This window comes from Shinella zoogloeoides (assembly GCF_003574625.1).
Classification (GTDB): Bacteria; Pseudomonadota; Alphaproteobacteria; order Rhizobiales; family Rhizobiaceae; genus Shinella; species Shinella zoogloeoides_A.
In genome coordinates this window covers 33,065-52,504 of sequence record NZ_QNUJ01000010.1, presented here as the reverse complement: position 1 = coordinate 52,504, position 19,440 = coordinate 33,065, and the positions used below count along the sequence as shown (strand labels likewise).

The window sequence follows — 19,440 nt, the reverse complement described above, 5'->3', positions numbered from 1 at the left end:
AACATCATGAGCCATCTCAAGGCTGTCGTCTTCGATTGGGCCGGCACGGTCATCGACTTCGGTTCCTTCGCGCCGATGGGCGTTTTCGTCGAGGCCTTCCGCCGCTTCGGCATCGAGGTTTCCATCGCGGAGGCCCGCGAGCCGATGGGCCGGCCGAAATGGGACCATATCGAGGCCATGCTCGCCCAGCCGCGCATCCGCGCCGCCTGGACGGAAAAGCACGGCCGCGCGCCGGCGACCGAGGACATCCAGGCGGTCTACGACGTCTTCGTGCCGCTCAACGAGCAGGTCGTCAGCGACTATTGCGACCTCGTGCCCGGCACGGTCGAGACCGTCGCGGCGCTGCGCGGGCGGGGCCTGAAGATCGGCTCCACCACCGGCTATACGCGCTCGATCATGGCCCGCGTGCTGCCGCTCGCCGAAAGGCAGGGCTACGCCCCCGACAACCTCGTCTGCGCCGGCGACCTGCCGCATGGCCGCCCGACGCCGATGAACATGTACAGGTGCTTTCTCGACCTCGACGTCTGGCCGGCCTCTGCCGTCGTGAAGGTGGACGATACCGGCGTCGGCATCGACGAGGGCCGGGAAGCCGGCACCTGGACGGTGGGCCTCGCGCTCTCCGGCAACGAGGCCGGCGTCACCGCGGACGAACTCGCCGCCCTCTCCGACGGGGAGCGCCAGGCCTTGCGCGAAAAGGCGAGCGCCGCCCTCGGTCGCCACCGCCCCCACTACATCATCGACACAGTCGCCGACCTGCCGCCGATCATCGAGGAGATCGAGGCGCGCATGGCAAGGGGCGAAAGGCCCTGACACCCGCGCGGCGGCCGGCGAATGGCCACCGGATGGCGCCCGCAGGGGCGGCACCATGCTCCGGCCACCTCACCGGCTCATGAAAAAAGGCCCGCCACCGGGGCGGGCCAAGTCGCTCGGGGAGTAAAAACCGAGCGGGGGAAATGAAACTTCATGTGTGGGCGCTGGCACGCTTACCCCAAGCCGCGAGTGCGAGGCCGCCGAGAACAAGCGCCACACCCGCGGCGAACAGCAGGCCGAGCCTGTCGCCGAACAGAAACGCACTGGCGCCAATACCGAATACGGGTTGCAGATATTGCACGCTCGCAGCGATGCGGGCGGGAACAGCCTTCAGAAGATAGAGCCACAGGATCAGCCCGATCACGGTGACCACGACGCCGAGATAGACGATGGCTGCCAGAGCCTGTGCGGTGATGCCGACAGGCTGGCGGGACATTTCCCAGCCCGCGAGCGGCAGGACCGTCAGGAGCCCGACGAGCATGTTCCATGCAGCAACGGGCAGCAGGCCGTACTTCTCCGCCAGTTCGGCGCTCCAGATGTAATAGGCCGCGATGCCGGCGGACGAGATCAGCATCAGGGCCACCCCGGAGACCGTCGTTCTCGACATGTCGTCGACGCCCGGTCCACTGCCGACGGCGACGAGGGCGATCCCAAGGAAAGCGGCAAGGAGGCCGCTCCATTGCAGCGGCGTCACCGACTGCCTGAAGCGGATGGCGGCCAGAATGACGATGAACAGCGGGATGGTTGCCGAAAGGATGGTCGCAACGGAGGCCGACGTGCCCTGCACGCCGAAGGACTGCGCGACGTTGCCGAGCGTGATGCCCATGACGCCGAGGCCGATGATGGGAAGAACCGCCTTTGCGGGAACCCGCAGTTCCCGCCGAGCCAGGAACATCATCAGCGGCACGGCGACCATGAAGCGGAGCGCCGTCAGGGTCATGGGCGGGATGCTGCCGAGGCCAAGCTTGGTGATCGGGATCGAAAGTCCCCACATCAGCGCCAGCAGGAACATGGCTCCGAAGCTCTTCATCGAGAGGGAACCTATCGAGGTGAGCGATTGCGGCGCGACGGTTACGTCAGGGGAATTCTGAGACACTTCCAGGGGGCCTTGCGGATTGGCACTCGCTTGCGACTGTGTCATGTGTAGGCCGGGATTTACCCGCCCGACAAACCATTTGTTCTCACAGGACGCGTGATACCAGATCACGCATATGACCATGGCCGACCAGCTTCCCCCGCTTCAGACACTCCGGGCATTCGAGGCGACGGGACGGCGCCTGAGCATGACGCTCGCGGCGCAGGAGCTCCACCTGACCCACGGCGCCGTGAGCCGCCAGATCAAGGCGCTGGAGGATCATCTGGGCGTGCCGCTCTTTCGCCGCCTCACCCGCAGGATCGAGCTGACCGATGCGGGGCAGGCTTTCTTCAGCACGGTAACGCGGCTCCTGTCGGAACTGGCACGTGAGGCGGAGGAACTGCGCCGGAAGAACGACACGTCCCGTCTGGTCGTGAATTGCAGCGTCTCCTTTGCCAGCAAGTGGCTGACGCAGCGCCTTCATCGCCTGATGGCGACTTCTCCCGATCTCGATATCCATCTGGAAGTAACCGATGCACCGGTGGATTTCGCGGCAGGCCATGTCGACGTGGCGCTGCGCTATGGCGACGGCGAGTATGCCTTCGCGGCATCCGAGCGCATCATGAACGAAACGGTCTCGCCGGTCTGCTCCCCTGACTATCGCGACAGGATGGGCGGGTTCCATGCGATGGACGATCTAGCGAAATGTCAGCTCATCCACGAGATCGGGATGAACACGACATGGGAACGGTGGTTCGCGATGATGGCGCTGCCCTATCCGGGCAGGCGCGGACCCGGATACAGCCACGGCAGCATGTCCATCGACGCTGCCGTGCGCGGGGCGGGTGTCGCGCTCGGCCGGAGCGTCCTCGTCGCGGAGGACCTTGCCGCCGGCCGCCTGATATCGCTCTTCCCGCAGGCGACGCTTGAAGTCGAATGGGGCTACGACCTGATCTACAGGATCGGCAATCAGGACCACCCGAAGGTCCGCATTTTCCGGGACTGGATCCTGCGGGAAGTGCGGGAGTTCACGCGAAGCACGCAGCCGTGACACGCCCGCTTTCAGTGGGGAGCCGCCATGCCGCTCCTAGGCGAACATCGCGCGACGCGCCCACGGGCGCGCTACCGCCAACGCGACAAGGGCGGAAGCTGCCATCGTCACGGCGGTCAGGACAAAGGGGCTCCACCAGCCGACGTGATCGAACAGCAGGCCGCCGGCAAATGCGCCCGACGTGATGGCGAACTGGATGAGTGCGACGAACCACGCTCCGCCTTCCTCAAGACGATCGGGAATCGTCCGGGTCATCCATGTCGTCCATGCCGCCGGAACAGGAGTCGTGAACAATCCCCAGAGAAGCAGCAGGCCCGCCGTCACGAAGGCGAACGAACCGAGGCCGACGAGGGCGAGCGCGACAATCACCAGAAACGCGGGAAAGCCGATCAGGACGTGCCCCATATGGGAGCGCAGAATGCCGGGAATCAACCAGGTGCCGCCGAGACCCGCAAGACCGACCCCGAGAAGGACGAGCGAGAGCGCGTTGACGTCGAGGAGCGTGATGTCTTCGAGAAACGGCCGCAGATAGGTCGATAGTGCGAACTGCCCCATGAAGAACAGGATCATCGCGGTCATGCCGAGTGCGAAGGTGCGGTTCGCCATGAGGGCGAACGTCCGGCCGAGCGATCCATGCCGGGCGCCCGGCATCCGGGGAAGGACGGCAAGTTGCCAGAGGAAGGCGGCGGCGCCGATCGGCACCACGATGAAGAACGCGCCGCGCCAGCCGATCAGGCCGCCGAGGAAGCTGCCGAGCGGGGCCGCGATTACGGCCGCGAGTGCACTACCGCCCTGAAGCATGGCAAGCGCCTTCGGCACGTCGGACGTGGAGGCGATGCGGGCGATGATCGCCGTCGACAGCGACCAGTAGCCGCCGATCGATATGCCGATGAGCGCGCGGCCGATCATGAACACGAGGTAGTTCGGTGCGAGCGTCACGATCAGACCGGAGGCGACGAGCACAATGGTGTAGCCGAGGACGACCAGACGACGGTCGAAACGGCCGAGCACGACGTTGCTGAACAGAGCCGTGAAGACCGCGAAGAAGCCGGAAATCGATATCGCCTGCCCCGCCTGGCCGGCGGTGATCGCCAGTTCATCCGCGATCGGCGTGAGAAGGCTGACAGGCATGAACTCGGAGGCGACGAGCGTGAAGGAGGTCAGCATCATGCAGATGACGGCGCTCCACGGCGTCGTCCGGGTTTCGATTTTCATGTCGTATGCGGTGTCCATATCGATGTTTCGCTTCAAAAGGGGCTGTTCATGGAATCCGGCGAGGGCCGCGTGTTGCCGTTGGGGCATTCCCGTGCGCCGGGACGCCATGTCCGACGATGGCCGGCCCCTATCGGGGCGCAGCGCCTGCCTCGCTTCGTCGGGAGACAAGTAGCACCGTTCGATAATGCGGATTAGCTGCCGCAATTTGCATGGACTTATCGAGTTCGGCTATTAATGGAGAAAGCCCGCCAACCAGGGAATCCGGCATGGCCCGCGGAAATTTCAACGAACTGCTGCTTTTCCTCGCGGTCGCCGAGGAGCGGAGCTTCACCAGGGCGGCCGCCAAACTCGGCGTTGCGCAATCCACCCTGAGCTATGCGGTCAAGGAGCTGGAAGCCCGGATGGGGCTGCGGCTGCTGACGCGGACGACGCGCAGTGTGTCGACCACCGAGGCCGGGGAGCGTCTCAAGCAATCGCTCGGACCGCGCATCTCGGAGATCGAGGCCGACATCGAAGCGCTGATGGCCTACCGTGACAAGCCTGCGGGCACGGTCAAGATCACCCTGTCGAACCACGCAATGGAGAGTGTGGTCTGGCCCAAGCTCGCGCCGATCCTCGGGGAATATCCCGACATCAAGCTGGAGCTCAGCGTCGACAACTCGTTCCGCGATATCGTCCAGGACGGTTTCGACGCGGGCGTGCGCCTTGGCGAGAGCCTCGAGAAGGACATGATCGCCGTCCGGATCGGGCCAGACTGGCGGCTGGTCGCCGTCGGCTCGCCGGGCTATTTCACGGCGCATCCCGTACCGACCACGCCGCAGGAACTGATGCGCCACGATTGCATCAATCGGCGGCTGGACCGCGTGGGCGGCCTCTACGCCTGGGAATTCGAGAAGAACGAGGAAGAGGTGCGGGTGCGGGTGGAGGGCCGGTTCACCTTCAACACCGACAACGAGATGGTGAATGCCGCATTGCAGGGATACGGCATTGCCTTTGTGCCCGAGAGCTATGTCGAGGCGCATGTCAGGGAAGGACGCCTGACACTCGTCCTCGAGGACTGGACGCCGAAATTTCAAGGCTACTACCTCTATTATCCGAGCCGCCGGCAGAACCTGCCGGCGTTCTCGGTTATCGCGGACGCTCTTCGCGAGAGGGGGGCCTGAGCCTGTCGAGCCTGCGATAAGAATAAGGCCGCAGACCCAGGCGATCCCGATCAGAGGTTTTCCCTATAGAAGGGGATGAGTTTTGCGAGCGCCTGCCCGACCGGCTCGGGCTTGTCATAGAGGTCGTAATGCGACCAGCCCTCGATCACGACCAGTTCCTTCTTCTTCGAGGCGGCACGGCCGATGATCTCGCAGCCGTCGCGATAGGCGCCAAAGGCGCCGACCTGATCGCCGACAACGACGCAGAGCGGCTGGGTCAGGAGGACTTCGGCCAGGTGGAAGGCATCCCAGCCAATGGCCGCGGCCTGATGCGAGGGCATCGAGCGATTGAGGCCGTTCGGCTGCCGGCCGCGCGGCGTGCGATAGTATTCGGTCGCCTCCAGGGGATCTCGATCCGTGACGCCGAGGCGTCGGGCCTCTGCCGGCGACGGCGGCAACAGGTCGTCGACCTTGAACTCCGCGCCGCGGGCCTCGGCCGTGCGCTGCCTGGCCATCGCTTCCAGCGCACCAATCGGATCGTAGCCGGTGAAGCCTTCACGCATCAGCCGGCCGTAGTTTGCGCCTGTGACGGTGCCGACGGCCTTGATGCGCCGTTCGGTCATCGCGGCATTGATCGAATAGCCGCCACCGCCGCAGATACCGAGCACGCCGATGCGGTTCTCATCGACATAGGGCAGCGTCACCAGATAGTCGGTGACGTGGCGAAAATCCTCGACGCGCAGGGTCGGGTCCTCGATGAAGCGTGGCTCGCCCCCGCTCGACCCCTGGAAGCTGGCATCGAAGGCGATGACGACGAAGCCTTCCCTTGCCAGTGCAACGCCATAGACATTGCCCGAGGTCTGGTCCTTGCAGCTCCCGATCGGATGGGCGCTGATGATGGCCGGATAGGTCTTCGACCTGTCGAAGTCCGGCGGAAAATGGATATCGGCGGCGATGTCCCAGGACATGTCGCGGTTGCGGATTTTCACGGTTTCCATGATGCAGTCTCCTCTTTCGTCAATTCCGATTGATTGGTGGCCGGATCGCTTCGGGCGAGGTCACATGAAGGCGGGCTTGCCGCCATCCGTTCCGGGCTTGTTGATGCCGATATTGCGATTGCCGAGAGGGCCGGACGCCTCGGCAAGCTGGACGACCACGGCCGCGACGCTCCTGCGCGACACTTCCGTTCCCTTGAACGGTTCGTTGCGCTCGGTGAGTTCGAAATCCACCTCTTCCGCATCGGTCAGCCATGCCGGGCGCAGGATCGCATAATCCAGCCCGGAGGCCTCGATCAGGTCGGCGGCCTTGCGATAGGGCGGAAGATAATCGCCGATTTCGCGGTTGTTCCACTCGCCGAACTTGCCGGGCACCTCGTCGTAGATGCCCAGCGTCGTGCAGAAGACCAGCTTTTCCGTACCGGTCTCCTTCATGGCGGCGATGATCGCAGCTGCCTGCAGATCGATATCGCCTGCAAGGTTTGCATAGACGATGTCCTGCCCGGCCACCGCCGCCTTCAGCATGGCACCGTCGAGCACGTCGGCCGCGATCACGCGGGCATTGCCCGGAATGTCCCGGCCGAGCCTCTTCGCATCGCGCAGGAACAAGGTCATCGCGACGCCCTCCCGTCCCGCCAGCATGTTCACGACATGGCGGGCGATCTGGCCGCTCGCACCGAGGATCGATATCTTCGTCACGGTCATCTCCTTGCAGATTTCCCGGGAAGCGGGCGCCTGCCGCTTACCATTCCTCAACAAAGATAATCCCCTGGACGGCTTCGAAAAATCCGGGCATTCTTCAATGAGTTTGAAGCCTATCTTCACAATCAGGAACCCATGGACCGTAATCTGCTTCCCGCGCTCGCGGCATTTGCGGAAGTGGCACGCGCGGGAAGCTTTACTCGCGCGGCCGCCCAGATGCGCATTTCGCCTTCCGCGCTTTCGCAGATCATCCGCACGCTGGAAAAACGGCTTGATGTCCGTCTGCTGAACCGTTCGACCCGGTCGGTGTCCGTCACCGAGGATGGCCGCAGGCTTCTGGCCGAGATGAATCCGGGCCTCGCGATGATCACGGATGCGGTGGGCAACCTCGGCGCCTCGGCGAGGCGCCCGACGGGCGAACTGCGCATCAACACCTCGGGCTTTGCCGCCCGCTATTTCCTGGAGCCGCATCTCGGCGAATTCAGACGGCGTTATCCGCTCGTCCATCTGGAAATCATCATCGACGACGGCCTCGGCGACATCATCGGCGAGGGATGCGACGCGGGCATTCGCCTGCGCGAGAGCGTCAACGACAGCATGATCGCCATTCCGATCAGCCCGCCCATGGCGATGGCGGTGGTCGGTTCCCCCGCCTTCTTCGCGGGAAAGCCCCCGCCGCAGGTGCCGTCCGAGCTTGAGCGGTTCGACTGCGTGGGCTTTCGGCCCAGCAGAGGCGGCGGCCTCTATCGCTGGGATTTCACGGACCCGGCGACCGGACGACAGTTCGAGATCGCCCCGCGTGGAAGCCTCGTCACCAACAGCGACGAGATGATGATACGCGCGGCGCTGCAGGGCGCAGGGCTCGTCATGCATATGGAAATCGCCCTGCGCGAGCATATAGCCGGCGGGGCACTGCTGCGCGTGCTCGATGCCTGGTGTCCGCCTTTCGACGGCTTCGATCTCTATCTGCCGTCTCGCGAGCAGATGCCGGCGAAGCTCCGCGCGCTGGTCGATTTCCTCGTCGAGAAAAGGGACGCTCTTTCCGGGCCTTAGCCACTCCTGCTCCCTCCAGCCATCCCAGGCGGTCCGATACCGGCAGAGGTCGGGGCCGCCCCTTCCGGAGGCTGGCGGCACGTTTCGCGCGCCTCTCATGCATTCCACGTAAAGAGCCCTGTTCATTTTGTATATTTTATGCAAATCTAGTTCGGCAATGGACAATCGACTGGCAAGCCGCCCCGGCAAGGAAATGGCAATGACGTCAATAAACCTTTCGCTCGATCGAATCCGGTCGATTACGATGCTGGCGCTCACTCGCAACGGATTTTCGGACAAGCAGGCGCGCGCCGTTGCGGATGTCGTCACCCGGGCGGAAGCGGACGGTTGCCAATCCCATGGACTGTACCGTGTGCCAGGCTATGTCGCGGCCGTGCGCTCGGGACGAGCCAACGGGGCCGCGGAACCTCGGGTGAACATGCGGGCTCCCGGCGTCATATATGTCGACGGCGACAGGGGTTTCGCGCCGGCCGCCTTCGAAGCCGCAAGGACCGCACTCGTCTCCGCCGCGCGGCAAAACGGTATCGCGGCGCTGGCCTGCGGAAACACGCATCACTTCTCCGCCCTGTGGGCGGACCTCGAACCGCTGATTGCAGCCGATCTGGTGGCATGGTGCTATGTCGTCGGGCAATGCGCCGTCGCGCCCCACGGCGGCGTGCGGCGCCTGCTGGGCACGAATCCGGTGGCCTTCGGCTGGCCGCGGCCCGAAGGGGGTGCCTTCATCTTCGATTTTGCGACAAGCGCCGCCGCGCGCGGTGAGGTCGAACTGCGGAACCAGGCGGGCGAACGGCTCCCCGAGGGATGGGCCATCGATAGCGAAGGAAACCCGACCGTGCATGCCGGAAGCGCCTTGGGCGGCGCGCTTTTGCCGTTCGGCGGTCACAAGGGTTCGGCCTTGTCGATGATGGTCGAGTTGATCGCCGGCCCGCTCATCGGTGAACGCACAAGCGGCCAGGTCGCCCGCCTTGACATTTCGGATGGGGGACCTCCGCCGGGCGGCGAGCTTTTTGTGGTCATCGATCCGGGCGTGTTCGGAGTTGACGCCCGCAAGGCCGGGGAAGGCTTCTTTGCCGAAGCCTTGTCTCAGCCGGGCGTCCGGCTGCCGTCGCAGCGGCGATACGAAACAAGGAAGAGAAGCGAGGCCGACGGGGTGGAAGTCTCTTCGGCGCTCCTGCAAAAGATCGAGATGCTCGGCCACGACGCCTGAACGGGCGCGCGCCCGCTGGCTCCCCGAGTTTCGTTCTCACGCCCACGACTGCCCGCACCATCCCTGCCGGATTGGACAGGCCTCTTTCAGCATCATATAAATCAACAAATCGATTTCATGAGAGACGGGCGACACGGCATGGCAACGGTCGGCAAAGGGTTGATGCACAAAACCATGGCCGAGGCCGCTGCGTCCGCCATCCGCGAACGCATCCTCGGCGGCGCCTATCCACCGGGAATGCGGTTGCGTCAGGACGCACTGGCGGAAGAGTTCGGCATGAGCCGGATTCCGATTCGAGAAGCCCTGCTGGTTCTCGAGCGGGAAGGCATCCTCACGATGATGCCCCACCGCGGAGCCGTCGTCGTCGAACTGTCGGTCGACGAGATCGAAGAGCTCTTCAACATGCGGCTGCTGCTGGAGCCGTTCCTGTTCCTCCGCTCCGCCCCGAAGCTCACGGCCGACGACTTCCAGCATCTTGCCGAAAATCTGGAACGGTATACGGCTGCGATGGAAGCGGTCGATGTCGACAGCTGGAACGACCTGAACACCGACTTTCACGTGACGCTGTACCGGCACGCGCGCAGCCCCCGTATCCTGGCGACGGTGCAAAATCTTCTTGCGGAATGCGACCGGCATACCCGCATCCAATTGACAAATATCACTCCGGATCGAAACCGGGCGGTCGAAGAGCACAAGTCGATCTTGAAGCTCTGCCGCGAAGGCAGGTTCGAACAAGGTGCGGCGCTCATGCGCGAGCACGTCGATCACATCCGCCTCGTGCTGCTCGATCTCCTGAAGGACCGAGACGCCGGCGCCGAGACACGTGCGGCAGAGTAACGGAGATCAGCGTTCTTCCGCTGGTGCCGTTTCGCCGGGCCGGCGGCGCCAGCACGAAAATACGAAACGCCACCGCCAAGCTCCGGCCACCAATCCCCTGCTTCCAGTTGACAGCTCGCACGATCGCATCTCGCCGCTCGCGCCCCTATGGGTCTATCCCGGTATCAAAACCCCATGGGCGCGGCGTCCAGCAGGCTCGGTTTGCCATGTGCCAGACGGTAAACGGCGAAACGGCGCTCTACGCGACCTTGTGCGTCGAAGCGAAAGACGCCAGTGGCGCCTGCAAAGCCCGATGAAGCATGAAGGGCGTCGGCCGTCAGCGCCTGATCTCCCTTTGAATGCACGATGCCTGCCGCAACGGCGACCGCATCGAATGCGTAGGCGGCATCAAGGGACAGGGGCCGGCCATAGGCCTCCTGGAAGGGCTTGGAGATGCGTTTCAGCGCGGTCTGATCCACCAAGGCCAGCATCGCGCCTTCCAGCGCCGGCTCGGCATAGCTACTGGCCGGCCAGGTCGCCGTGCCGAGGAACGGAACGTCCGCCGGCAGTGCGCCGCCCTGGCGAAGGATGGGTGCAATTACCTTCGGCGCATCCTCGCCGATCAGCAGCACCGCCTGCACGCTGGCGAGCTTGGCGAGGCTCTTCTTGCCGGCTGGCGAACTCGGATCCGTGACGATGTCGAGAAGGTTGGCACCAGCCTTCTTCAGGCCGCTACGCAGGCGCTGCGCCTCCACATCGCTCAGGTGCCGCGAAGCGACCGCCATGATGTCTTTCCGCCCGGCACCCGCGGCATAGGCCGCCACCTCGATGAGGCCATCGACCTCATCGGAAATGATGGCGCCGCCACCTGCCACCGGCTCGCTGGCCAGAAGCACGACAGCGGATCCGCTTGCCGCCGCAGCAGCGGCTCCCGAAAGGGACGGCGGTCCGATGAAGAACTTCGAGCCGCCGGCAGCCGCCTTGCGGACCTCGCCTGCGAGATCCCCCGTGCCCGAACGCAGATCGTGCACGGAAAGCGCCAGCTTGCCGGCTCCAAGTTTCTTGGCCGCCAGTGCCGCGCCGTCCCGATAGTCGTCGGCGGTGCCCGGCATGCTGCGATCGATGAAGAGATCGACATGGGCGCTGCCCGATCCGACACGCGTGGAAACGTCGGCCGCCGCATGGCTTTCGTGCGCGGCGCTGTCCAATGCCTCAGGCGCCGAGCCCGACTGACAGGCGGCCAATAGTGCAAGCGCAAGCGAGCAGGCGCTGAAAACGCGGCAACCGCGAAGAAGAACGCGCATGGATCAGTTCATGTATTGAAGCATGCGCGAATGGAAACATTCGCACTTGTTGAGCCAATCCTCGTCGCGATAGCTCGCCTTGAGATAACCATAGGCCTTGCCGCAGGCGGCCTTCGCCTCTGAAGCCCAGGTAAAGGCCGGCTGGCGCGAATTGATCCAGCGGGGATCGTCGGCGACCCCCACGGCCTCGTTCATCAACCGCACCACCTCGTCGGAAAGCGTTGCATTGTTCTGCTGGCCGGCAAGGGTCGAGCCCGTCGCCAGCGCGCACTGCGCATACCCTTCACCGATATCCGCAGCCTGAGCCGTCACGCTTCCTGCCAGCAGAAGCGCCGCGGCAAGAGCCTTTCGCATCGAAAACATGAAATCCCCCGGAAGACTGAAAAGCCTCATTTTCGCTTATTCTAATTTTACACTCGTTTCAACGCCCGCCAGCCTAGAGAGGACTGCCGGGCGCAATCGTATCCTCAAGGATGCGGAATAGTCGTTTCCGTATGGTCCGTATTATAGAGAATCTTGACGCCTGCATCCGTATTCAGAACCGCGACTGTGTGGAAGTCGCTGGCATTGCCGGTCGTGCTGACCTGCAATTCATCCGCGGCGGCCCCGTCCGCGCCATGGTCGATGACCTTCACATAGTTGCCGATGGGGTTCGCCTCCGTCACGGTGATGCCATGCAGCAATTCGCTCAGGTCGACCACATCATGCTCTCCACTCTGGCCGTTGTGATAGTCCATGATCATGTCCGACAGCGCCCCCGACAGTGCCTTCGACGCGTCAATTACGAACGTGTCGTTGCCTCCGCCGCCATACAGCGTGTTATGGCCCAGCCCGCCAATGAGAATGTCATTACCGTCCCCCCCGTAGAGGATGTCATCACCAAGCCCGCCGATCAGGGTATCGCTACCGGCGGCTCCGTGCAGCGTGTCGTTATCCGATGTTCCGGCAACGGCTTCCACCGTCAAATGATCGCCGGACGCTCCGCCGATATGAACGTCGAATTTCTGCGTGGCGGTATCGCCATCGCCATCCGTGATCTTTATTTCGATGCCCTTGAAGTCGAGATCGGCCGGCGGAGTGACATGGTCGGCGCCAACCGCGATGTCATCCAGGCGGAAAGTACCCTTATTTGTCGCGTTGAGAACCCGTACGCCGAATATCGGATCGCCCGAATGGTAACTTCCATTGCCGGCAGCCGCCGACCAGTCGAGATGGCTGATCTGGAAACTGTCTCCCTGCTTTGCAGAAACCGTGACCTCATCGTATTTCGTCATCCCGGCGTCAAGGTAGACCCTGACGATGACGGAGGCCACCGCGTCGTCCTTGGGACCAGGGAATCCGTTGAGACTTGTTGTCGTGAATTGGAAATCATAAGCACGATGGCCAGCGGCGGCGTTCACTGCAGCGGGATTCGAGGGGTCGCTGAGATTGTCGACAAACTTGAACAGGATAGCTTCGTTCTTGTTGATGTTGCCGTTGTCGACACCCCACCCATTGTTGGAATTCACCTGATCCTTGGAGCCGTTCTTGGTGGCGGATGCGACAACATCGAAGTCTGCCAAGTCTATGACCTTGAAGTCGACCGGCTTTCCACCGCCACCGTTATTCGTCGGGAAGGGGGTAAAGTCGACCTTGCCTTCCCGGTGCATCACCTCCAGTGAATCGGTGCCGTTGGCATTCAGCGTCAGCTTGGCGACGACGGTGCCGTTCTCCTTCAGGTCGAGCACAATCTTGTCCGGACCCGAGGAGACCGTCTCCACCTTCAGATTGCCGGTTTGCAGCGTCGGCATCGTGATACTTTTGTATCCATCCGCCCCATAATGCCACTCCGCGAACTGGCCGGTATAGGTAACATTCGCCCCCGGGTTGGACGCCGACAGCTCCACGACCCCATTGCGGTTGCCGTCGTTGACAAGGGTGAAGGCCGGAACGTCGTCGACGACATTAACCTGCACCGTCCCCTGGACAAGATTGCCGAAAGCATCCTTGGCCGTATAGGCGAACTGATCGCCCGACACTGTATTGTCGCCCTGGACAGCGCCGCTGTCATAAGGTGACGTCAGCGTATATGTCCAGGAACCGTCTGTCTTCAGCTCGAAGACCCCGTGCGCTGTGGTCTTGGTAAAGGCCTCGTAGACAATACCTTGGCTGCCGGACACGTGGAGTTGCCCCGTAACAGTTTCCAACGGGCTCGCAGGGTTCGAGCCCTTTACCGTTCCGATGGCAAGGTCAGCCGGATCTTTCACCAGATCAAGCGCGGCCTCATGGACGACCCCGACCTGATTGTCGGGAGTGAGGACGACGTTCGCGACATTGATCGTCAGCGTCGTCGTCGAGAGATCCCCATCCCCATCCATGATGGAATAGACGAACTTGTCCTGCGCATCCGGAGGGATGTGGCTGGCGGTGACCTTGTATTCATAAGAGCCGTTCGCCTGTAGCGTCAGCGTGCCATACAATCCCACAATCGCGGTGTTGATGCCGACCTGCACGGCAGTCGTGATATCGTTGCCGTTGAGAACGGCACGGACACCGACGACACCCCCTTCCGATGCATACCCGTCCGCGCCGGCGGAATCGTTATGCAACACGCCATCGTCCGCCGATACCGTGAGCGTCGCGCCCTTGACGACATTTCCATCGTCGGTGCGGGCGGTCGGGCCATCATCGAGGATGTCGATGACCAGTTTGCCGGATATATCGGCGCCGCCCGCATCCTTCACAGCCACGTCGAACGCGACCGAGCGACCGTCACCGGACGTATTGTCCTTTAATGTGTAGACGTAGTGGATTTCACCCTTACCCGTCGTCGTGTCGTAGACGTACCAGGCTTTCAGCGCGCCGGCGGCGTCGTCCTTGACGGTCGTGGGGTTGTCCTTGTCGGAAGACAGGGCCTTGCCTTCCAGTGTGACTTCGGCGGGAGCGCCCTGCGAGGTGAAGGCGACCGTTCCTTTTGCGGTGTCCACACCCGTACCGGCTTTCGAACCGGCTGCCTCCTCATGTCCGTCGATGATACGCACCGAAAGGCCCGCTTCATCAACCAAGGTGCCGGCGTCAGCCTTACCTGCGGCAGGGATGGCGATGGTCGGCCCGGAAGCATGCATCCCGACGGTGAAATCGGCGGAGACGGTGTCGCCGTCACCATCCGTTGCGGAGACGCCAAAGGTCAATTTGTCGAGGGGAACCGTCGTCTGCGTCTCGCCGCCGACGCCCGTCAGTTTGAAGTTTGGCGCATGCGGGCTGGGGGCACTCCCCAAAGCAACCTCGACACTGAGGGACTGGAACACGACGCCCGCCGGCGGTGTGATCGCCACGCTCGAAGCATCTTTGCCAAAGGCGTTGGTATACCCGTCCGCAACCTGATTGCCATCTGCGTCATAGGCAGTCCAGTGCAGCAAAAGCGTGCCCTGCCCCTGCGCCTTGATGCCGAGATCGGCCGACACCATCGCGTGGTCGAACGAAATCTTGAAACTGTCGCCGGCATCCATGTTGCCGTCGCTCACGCCGACACCGTTGGAACCGCTCAGCGGTCCACTCACACCGGCAAGCGTGAAGCCGGCGAAGCTCTTCGGATCATATGTCGGTCCGAAGCCGCCGCCGGTCGAGACCATCGGCAGACTTCCAACGCCACCCGGCAACTCGTTGTGCTGTACGAAGGTATAGCTGCCGTCATTGTTCAAGGTCAGCGTATAGAGAAGCTTGTCTGTTCCGTCGATTTTTGCAGTCACCGTCCTTCCATCATCTGACAAGGTTTCCGTAACCCCAGCCAGGTGATGGTTGTAGTCGGTGATTTTCAGGCCGTCAGCCTCTCCCGCCGCGTTCGCATGCTGACCGTCCGAGCCAAATTTTATGTGGACGTCGCCACTCGCCGTCCACGTCCCGTGATCGTCCTGGACCGTGCTGTCGCGGCTCCCGCTGGAAGCGAACTCCGGCGAGTCGTCATTCACGGTCACGGAAAGCTTAGCGGAAGCGGTATCGCCGTCACCGTCGGTCACCGTGTAGCTGAACTCGATTTTGAGATTGTCTTCCCAGGAGGTCGCAATATCGCTTCCGCTTTCACTCGTCAGCGGGTGATCGAGGGGGGCATGCATCTGGAGCGTATAAGTTCCATCGGCATTCACCTTGAGTGTAAACACATCAAAGGAAGTCCCGCCGTATTCTGCCGTACCTTTGAGCGTGCCTCCGCCGCTGCCGTTCTCGGTCCATCCGACCGTCACATCGCAAGCGTGCCCAACGCCCTGACCATCGACAAAGATCGCCTTCAGGACTGCCGACGAATCGCCTTTGTCATTAACAACATTGACGGCCTCCGAGACGGAAACCTGCTTCACCCCGTCCATGCCGCCATTCAAGGGCAGAACACCGGCGAGCTTGGGAACCAAGTCAGGAGAAGTGTCGCCCGGCCCGCCCTTGATGCCGTCGTGGAAGCTTTCATCGTCGAGCGTCCAGAGCCCCTTCGCGTCCCGGGCATCCGGTCCGTCGTCGCGGAAGCCTATTTGTCCGGAAATATCGACGGTCTTGCTGACCTTGTCGCCATCTCCATCCTCAGCAGTCACCACGACAAACACCGCGCCCGCGGCGAGATGGTCCACTTCGTTGTAGTCGGCCGCGCTACCGCCTGCCTGGGTGTTATGGATGGAAAGCCACTGCGCCACCGTGACCTCGCCGTTTCCGTCGCTGTGCAGCGCGAATGCGGCCTTGCCTTCCGGATTTGCGGTATCGCCCTCGCCAAGGCGACCGACGATATAGGTGATGCCGTTATAGGTTTCGGCGTAGAGAAAGATCCTGCCGCCTTCCGTTGTCGACAGGCCGGAATCCGTTCCCGCCTCCGTCGCAAGCGAATAGGACAGCGGCTTGCCTTGCCCGTCCGCTCCATGATTGACCGTGACGTCTACGATCGCTCCTTTGCTATGGGCGAACCCGAGCGGCAGACCGAGTGGAGACTGCGGGTCCTTGCCCTTGGATGCGATTGGTGCAAACAGCGCCAGCGCTTGTAGATTGGGGATGGTCTTGCTGATATCGTTCGCGCCTTGGCCCTGAGGGCCGAAGCTTTCATCGTGAACGACCTGAACGGCATTTCCTTGGATGTCGAGCTTGGGCACGTCATCGACGATATCGATTTTCAGCGTCGCCGACGCGCCGAGGCCGCCCTTGTCGGTGACCTGGATGGTGAAATGATCTGCATCGTCTGCAATATCGGCCTGTCCCGCGACCGGGTGATTGACCTTGCTAGTCAGCGTGTATTCGTAGCTCACCTTGCCTGAGAGGGGATCGTAAGCGGTGATCTTCAGGACGCCATGCGCACCATAGATAGTCCACCCCACAAGCTCGCCAATCGGATGCGTGGAACTTACACCGGCCGGAAGAGGCTCAAGGCCTTGGATCGTCAGCGAGGCTATGTCACCGCGGCCGTCAGGGTCGGATATGGTGAATGTACCTTTAACGATGGTACCGTCGTTGTCCTCTCCGTTCCCCTCTGTCCCGTCTTTCATATATTTTTCGTAGACCGTCTCAACGCGGAGATGCAGGTCGGGTTCACCTTCTCCGGTCGAGGGATTTTCCGGAAACTCTATCCCCGGGCCGCGATTGGGCGCATCGAACGCGGCAAGAAGCTGCCGATCCTCGGGCGCGCCGAACTGCAGTGCCGTCGGAGGCAGGAGGTCGATTGCCGGGCCCGCGTCGCCGATGCCGGGAATGGCTTCGCTGAAGTTGCCGCCGGCGCTTTCGCTGCCGGCAGCCGCTGCCGTCAGCGTGCCGTCGGGGCCGGCCGCCACGTTGATGTTGCTTGCTTCGAGCGCGGCGACCAGGGCTTCCTGCGGAATCTCGACATCGTCGATAACGAAGGTCGGAACGTGCAGGGCGGCGTGCTCGATGACGATGCGGCTGCCGTCAGGCTGGACGAGGATGAGGTTGTCGCCGTCGATCTCGACCTTTTCGATGGACGTGCCTGCGGGGAGCTTGACGACGTTATCCACGGCGGCAACGATCTGCTCGCCCGACTGCGGGACGGCTGCTGCGCCCTGCTGCGTCTCCGCCTGCGCGATCTGCTGCGCCTCGTGCGCCAGCCCGCCGGCTTCGGCGGGGAACGCCGCCGGGCGCTCGCCGGCGCCGTGCGAAGCGTCGGAAACAGACAGATTTTCGATAAAGCCCTCGGTAGTCATAGCCGAACCCCTTCTACAATTGCGCTAGTCAAGCCACGGAATTTTTGGCCGATCAATAGCGGGGCATCGGGTGCCATATATCGGGCTATATCGGCCTGGTTCCTTTTTTACGATTGGTTAACTTACGGACTGTCGCGGTCCACAGGCGACAGGCTTTCCCGCCGTCGGATCGCGCTTCCCATCCAAGGGTGGCGTTACTGGAGTCTCGCCGCGCCGTCCTGTGGCCATCCGCCCAGCGACGTGTAGCGGATCCAGTCCTCCCCCTGCTCCCTGGTCATTTCCAGGGTGCCGACAGCCGCCTTCAGCAGGTCGTCGAATTTCGCCCGGTCGGCGAGGATGACCGCGCCTGCCCGGATCGAGAGCGGATAACGGACGCCGGCGGGCAGGAAATCGAGGCCGGTGACGCTTTCGTGGATGCGGTCGGCGACGCCCTTCGCATTCGTCTCGTCCGCACCGGGAAGGAAGACGCCAAACTGGTTGCCGGAGATACGGCCCACGATATCGCCCTGCCGGACGGTCCCGCGAATGGCGGCGGCGATCCGGACGAGAGCTTCGTTGCCCCAGCTATAACCGAAGCGATCGTTGACGATCGGGAGGTCATCGACATGAATGAGCAGGACGGTTCCGCGGCTGGAGCCGTCCGGGGCCGCGCGGCGGTCCGCATAGGTATCGACGAGCGCCGAGAATGTGGGCTCGTTGAGACAGGCCGTCAGCCCGTCACGCTGCCCGAGATGCTGGACCTCCCTGCGCAAGGCGGCGATCCGTTTCGCCATGCGGCTGCAGGTGTAGAGAAGCGGAAGGGATACGGCGAGCGCCACCCCGCCGGCAAGCACGGCGCTGCCCGCTGCCGATACGGTCGAGGAAACGGCATTCGTGACGGCCGCGGCCGCCAGCCCCAGCCCGAGCGCGGCAGCACCGCCCCCCGCCAGCCAGCCGCTCGTCGTCCCGCGAAGGAAAAAGGTGTCCCGCATGCCCATCGTCCTCATGTCTGCCGAGTTCCGGTATGACGAGGCTTATAAAGCAGGCGTGTAAAATCGCCGTTTCCGACATCTGTCAGATTCTACCAATAGGCGATATAAATCGGTCATACCTACCGGGAGCCTTTTCATGCGGGTAGTTCGGCCCATCGTTTCGCGCAGCCGCATCGCGGCGTTTTCCATTCTCTCCGCCCTGTTCGCCGCCTCCCCGGCCCTTGCCGAGCAGGCGGTCCGCCAGTTCGACGCCAGAACCGGCACATGGACCGTGAAGCGGATCGATACCCGCAAGCTTTCGGGACGGCTGAGCGCCTCCCCGATCCCCGCGCAGACCGTCGCCTATGCCGGCGAATTCAAGCGCGGCACGATCATCGTGGATACGGGAAAGCGGCGGCTGCTCTATATCAATGGAGACGGCACTGCCCGCCAATATGCGATCGGCGTCGGCCGCGAGGGCTTCGCGTGGAAGGGCAAGCAGAAGATCAGCCGCAAGGCGGAATGGCCGAGCTGGACGCCCCCGGCGGAAATGGTGAGCCGCGAAGCCCGGAAGGGAAGGATTCTGCCGGCAACGATGGAAGGCGGACCTGAAAACCCGCTCGGCGCACGCGCGCTCTATCTCGGCGATACGCTCTATCGCATCCACGGAACCAATGAGCCCTGGACCCTGGGCAAGGCCGTCTCTTCCGGCTGCATCCGCATGGCCAATGACGATGTCGTCGAGCTTTTCGACAGGGTCAGCGTCGGAAGCCTCGTCGTCGTCCGGTAAGCCCAAGGGAAAATGTGGCGGAATCGCCACATGGTTGCATATAATATTGCTTGTTAAGGATGTTTGCGAATCGTCCGATTGCTGCACGCCTCGCGACGTGCCTAAGAATGAGTGAAGGAAGTGAACCTGCGCTGCCGATTGGGCGTCGGCGCGGTTCATATGGGGTCGG

The 19,440-nt window shown here is 63.0% G+C and carries 15 protein-coding genes; 7 read left to right on the top strand and 8 right to left on the bottom strand.

The window, feature by feature from the left end:
• Positions 1-6 precede the first annotated feature (6 nt).
• Positions 7-810, top strand: a complete 804-nt coding sequence (gene phnX / locus DSD28_RS19345; protein ID WP_119258073.1) for a phosphonoacetaldehyde hydrolase — start codon at positions 7-9, stop codon at positions 808-810.
• A 151-nt stretch (positions 811-961) separates the two neighbouring features.
• On the opposite strand, the gene DSD28_RS19340 is transcribed toward phnX, so the two are convergent.
• Entirely contained in the window at positions 962-1,840 is an 879-nt protein-coding gene (locus tag DSD28_RS19340; RefSeq protein WP_245424881.1) for a DMT family transporter, read from the bottom strand.
• 187 nt (positions 1,841-2,027) lie between these two features.
• Between DSD28_RS19340 and gcvA the strand changes: the two genes are divergently transcribed.
• On the top strand, positions 2,028-2,936 hold the full coding sequence (gcvA, locus tag DSD28_RS19335; protein WP_119258221.1) for a transcriptional regulator GcvA: 909 nt from the start codon (positions 2,028-2,030) through the stop codon (positions 2,934-2,936).
• Between the two features lie 36 nt (positions 2,937-2,972).
• Here gcvA and DSD28_RS19330 read toward each other — a convergent pair whose 3' ends face one another.
• Positions 2,973-4,169, bottom strand: a complete 1,197-nt coding sequence (locus DSD28_RS19330; RefSeq protein WP_119258071.1) for an MFS transporter — start codon at positions 4,167-4,169, stop codon at positions 2,973-2,975.
• A gap of 248 nt (positions 4,170-4,417) precedes the next feature.
• On the opposite strand from DSD28_RS19330, the gene DSD28_RS19325 reads away from it, so the two are divergent.
• Positions 4,418-5,314: a LysR family transcriptional regulator gene (locus tag DSD28_RS19325; protein WP_119258070.1), complete on the top strand. Its 897-nt coding sequence runs from the start codon at positions 4,418-4,420 to the stop codon at positions 5,312-5,314.
• Between the two features lie 50 nt (positions 5,315-5,364).
• Here the strand turns inward: DSD28_RS19325 and DSD28_RS19320 are convergent, their stop codons facing one another.
• Both DSD28_RS19320 and DSD28_RS19315 read right to left on the bottom strand, forming a co-directional pair.
• The gene (locus tag DSD28_RS19320) at positions 5,365-6,291 is read right to left on the bottom strand and encodes an alpha/beta hydrolase (RefSeq protein WP_119258069.1); all 927 of its coding nucleotides are present in this window, start codon (positions 6,289-6,291) and stop codon (positions 5,365-5,367) included.
• A 60-nt stretch (positions 6,292-6,351) separates the two neighbouring features.
• Positions 6,352-6,993 carry an SDR family oxidoreductase gene (locus DSD28_RS19315; RefSeq protein ID WP_245424880.1) on the bottom strand — a complete coding sequence of 214 codons (642 nt, stop codon included), beginning with the start codon at positions 6,991-6,993 and terminating at the stop codon, positions 6,352-6,354.
• A gap of 132 nt (positions 6,994-7,125) precedes the next feature.
• Here DSD28_RS19315 and DSD28_RS19310 point away from each other — a divergent pair, with 132 nt between their 5' ends.
• From DSD28_RS19310 to DSD28_RS19300, 3 genes are all read left to right on the top strand, one after another.
• Entirely contained in the window at positions 7,126-8,043 is a 918-nt protein-coding gene (locus tag DSD28_RS19310) for a LysR family transcriptional regulator (protein WP_119258068.1), read from the top strand.
• A gap of 199 nt (positions 8,044-8,242) precedes the next feature.
• Positions 8,243-9,250 (top strand): Ldh family oxidoreductase, encoded by a 1,008-nt coding sequence (locus tag DSD28_RS19305; protein ID WP_119258067.1) that lies wholly within the window; start codon positions 8,243-8,245, stop codon positions 9,248-9,250.
• A gap of 138 nt (positions 9,251-9,388) precedes the next feature.
• Positions 9,389-10,087, top strand: a complete 699-nt coding sequence (locus tag DSD28_RS19300; RefSeq protein ID WP_119258066.1) for a GntR family transcriptional regulator — start codon at positions 9,389-9,391, stop codon at positions 10,085-10,087.
• Positions 10,088-10,251: 164 nt separating this feature from the next.
• On the opposite strand, the gene DSD28_RS19295 is transcribed toward DSD28_RS19300, so the two are convergent.
• The 4 genes from DSD28_RS19295 to DSD28_RS19280 all read right to left on the bottom strand — a co-directional run bounded on the left by DSD28_RS19295 (position 10,252) and on the right by DSD28_RS19280 (position 18,502).
• The gene (locus tag DSD28_RS19295; protein ID WP_119258065.1) at positions 10,252-11,274 is read right to left on the bottom strand and encodes a hypothetical protein; all 1,023 of its coding nucleotides are present in this window, start codon (positions 11,272-11,274) and stop codon (positions 10,252-10,254) included.
• Between the two features lie 99 nt (positions 11,275-11,373).
• Positions 11,374-11,724 (bottom strand): hypothetical protein, encoded by a 351-nt coding sequence (locus DSD28_RS19290; protein WP_119258219.1) that lies wholly within the window; start codon positions 11,722-11,724, stop codon positions 11,374-11,376.
• Positions 11,725-11,837: 113 nt separating this feature from the next.
• The gene (locus DSD28_RS19285) at positions 11,838-17,531 is read right to left on the bottom strand and encodes a DUF5801 repeats-in-toxin domain-containing protein (RefSeq protein WP_119258064.1); all 5,694 of its coding nucleotides are present in this window, start codon (positions 17,529-17,531) and stop codon (positions 11,838-11,840) included.
• 194 nt (positions 17,532-17,725) lie between these two features.
• Positions 17,726-18,502 carry a GGDEF domain-containing protein gene (locus tag DSD28_RS19280; protein ID WP_162911470.1) on the bottom strand — a complete coding sequence of 259 codons (777 nt, stop codon included), beginning with the start codon at positions 18,500-18,502 and terminating at the stop codon, positions 17,726-17,728.
• Positions 18,503-18,638: 136 nt separating this feature from the next.
• Here DSD28_RS19280 and DSD28_RS19275 point away from each other — a divergent pair, with 136 nt between their 5' ends.
• Positions 18,639-19,271, top strand: coding sequence for a L,D-transpeptidase (locus DSD28_RS19275; protein WP_119258062.1), 633 nt, complete (start codon positions 18,639-18,641; stop codon positions 19,269-19,271).
• The last annotated feature ends 169 nt before the right edge of the window (positions 19,272-19,440 follow it).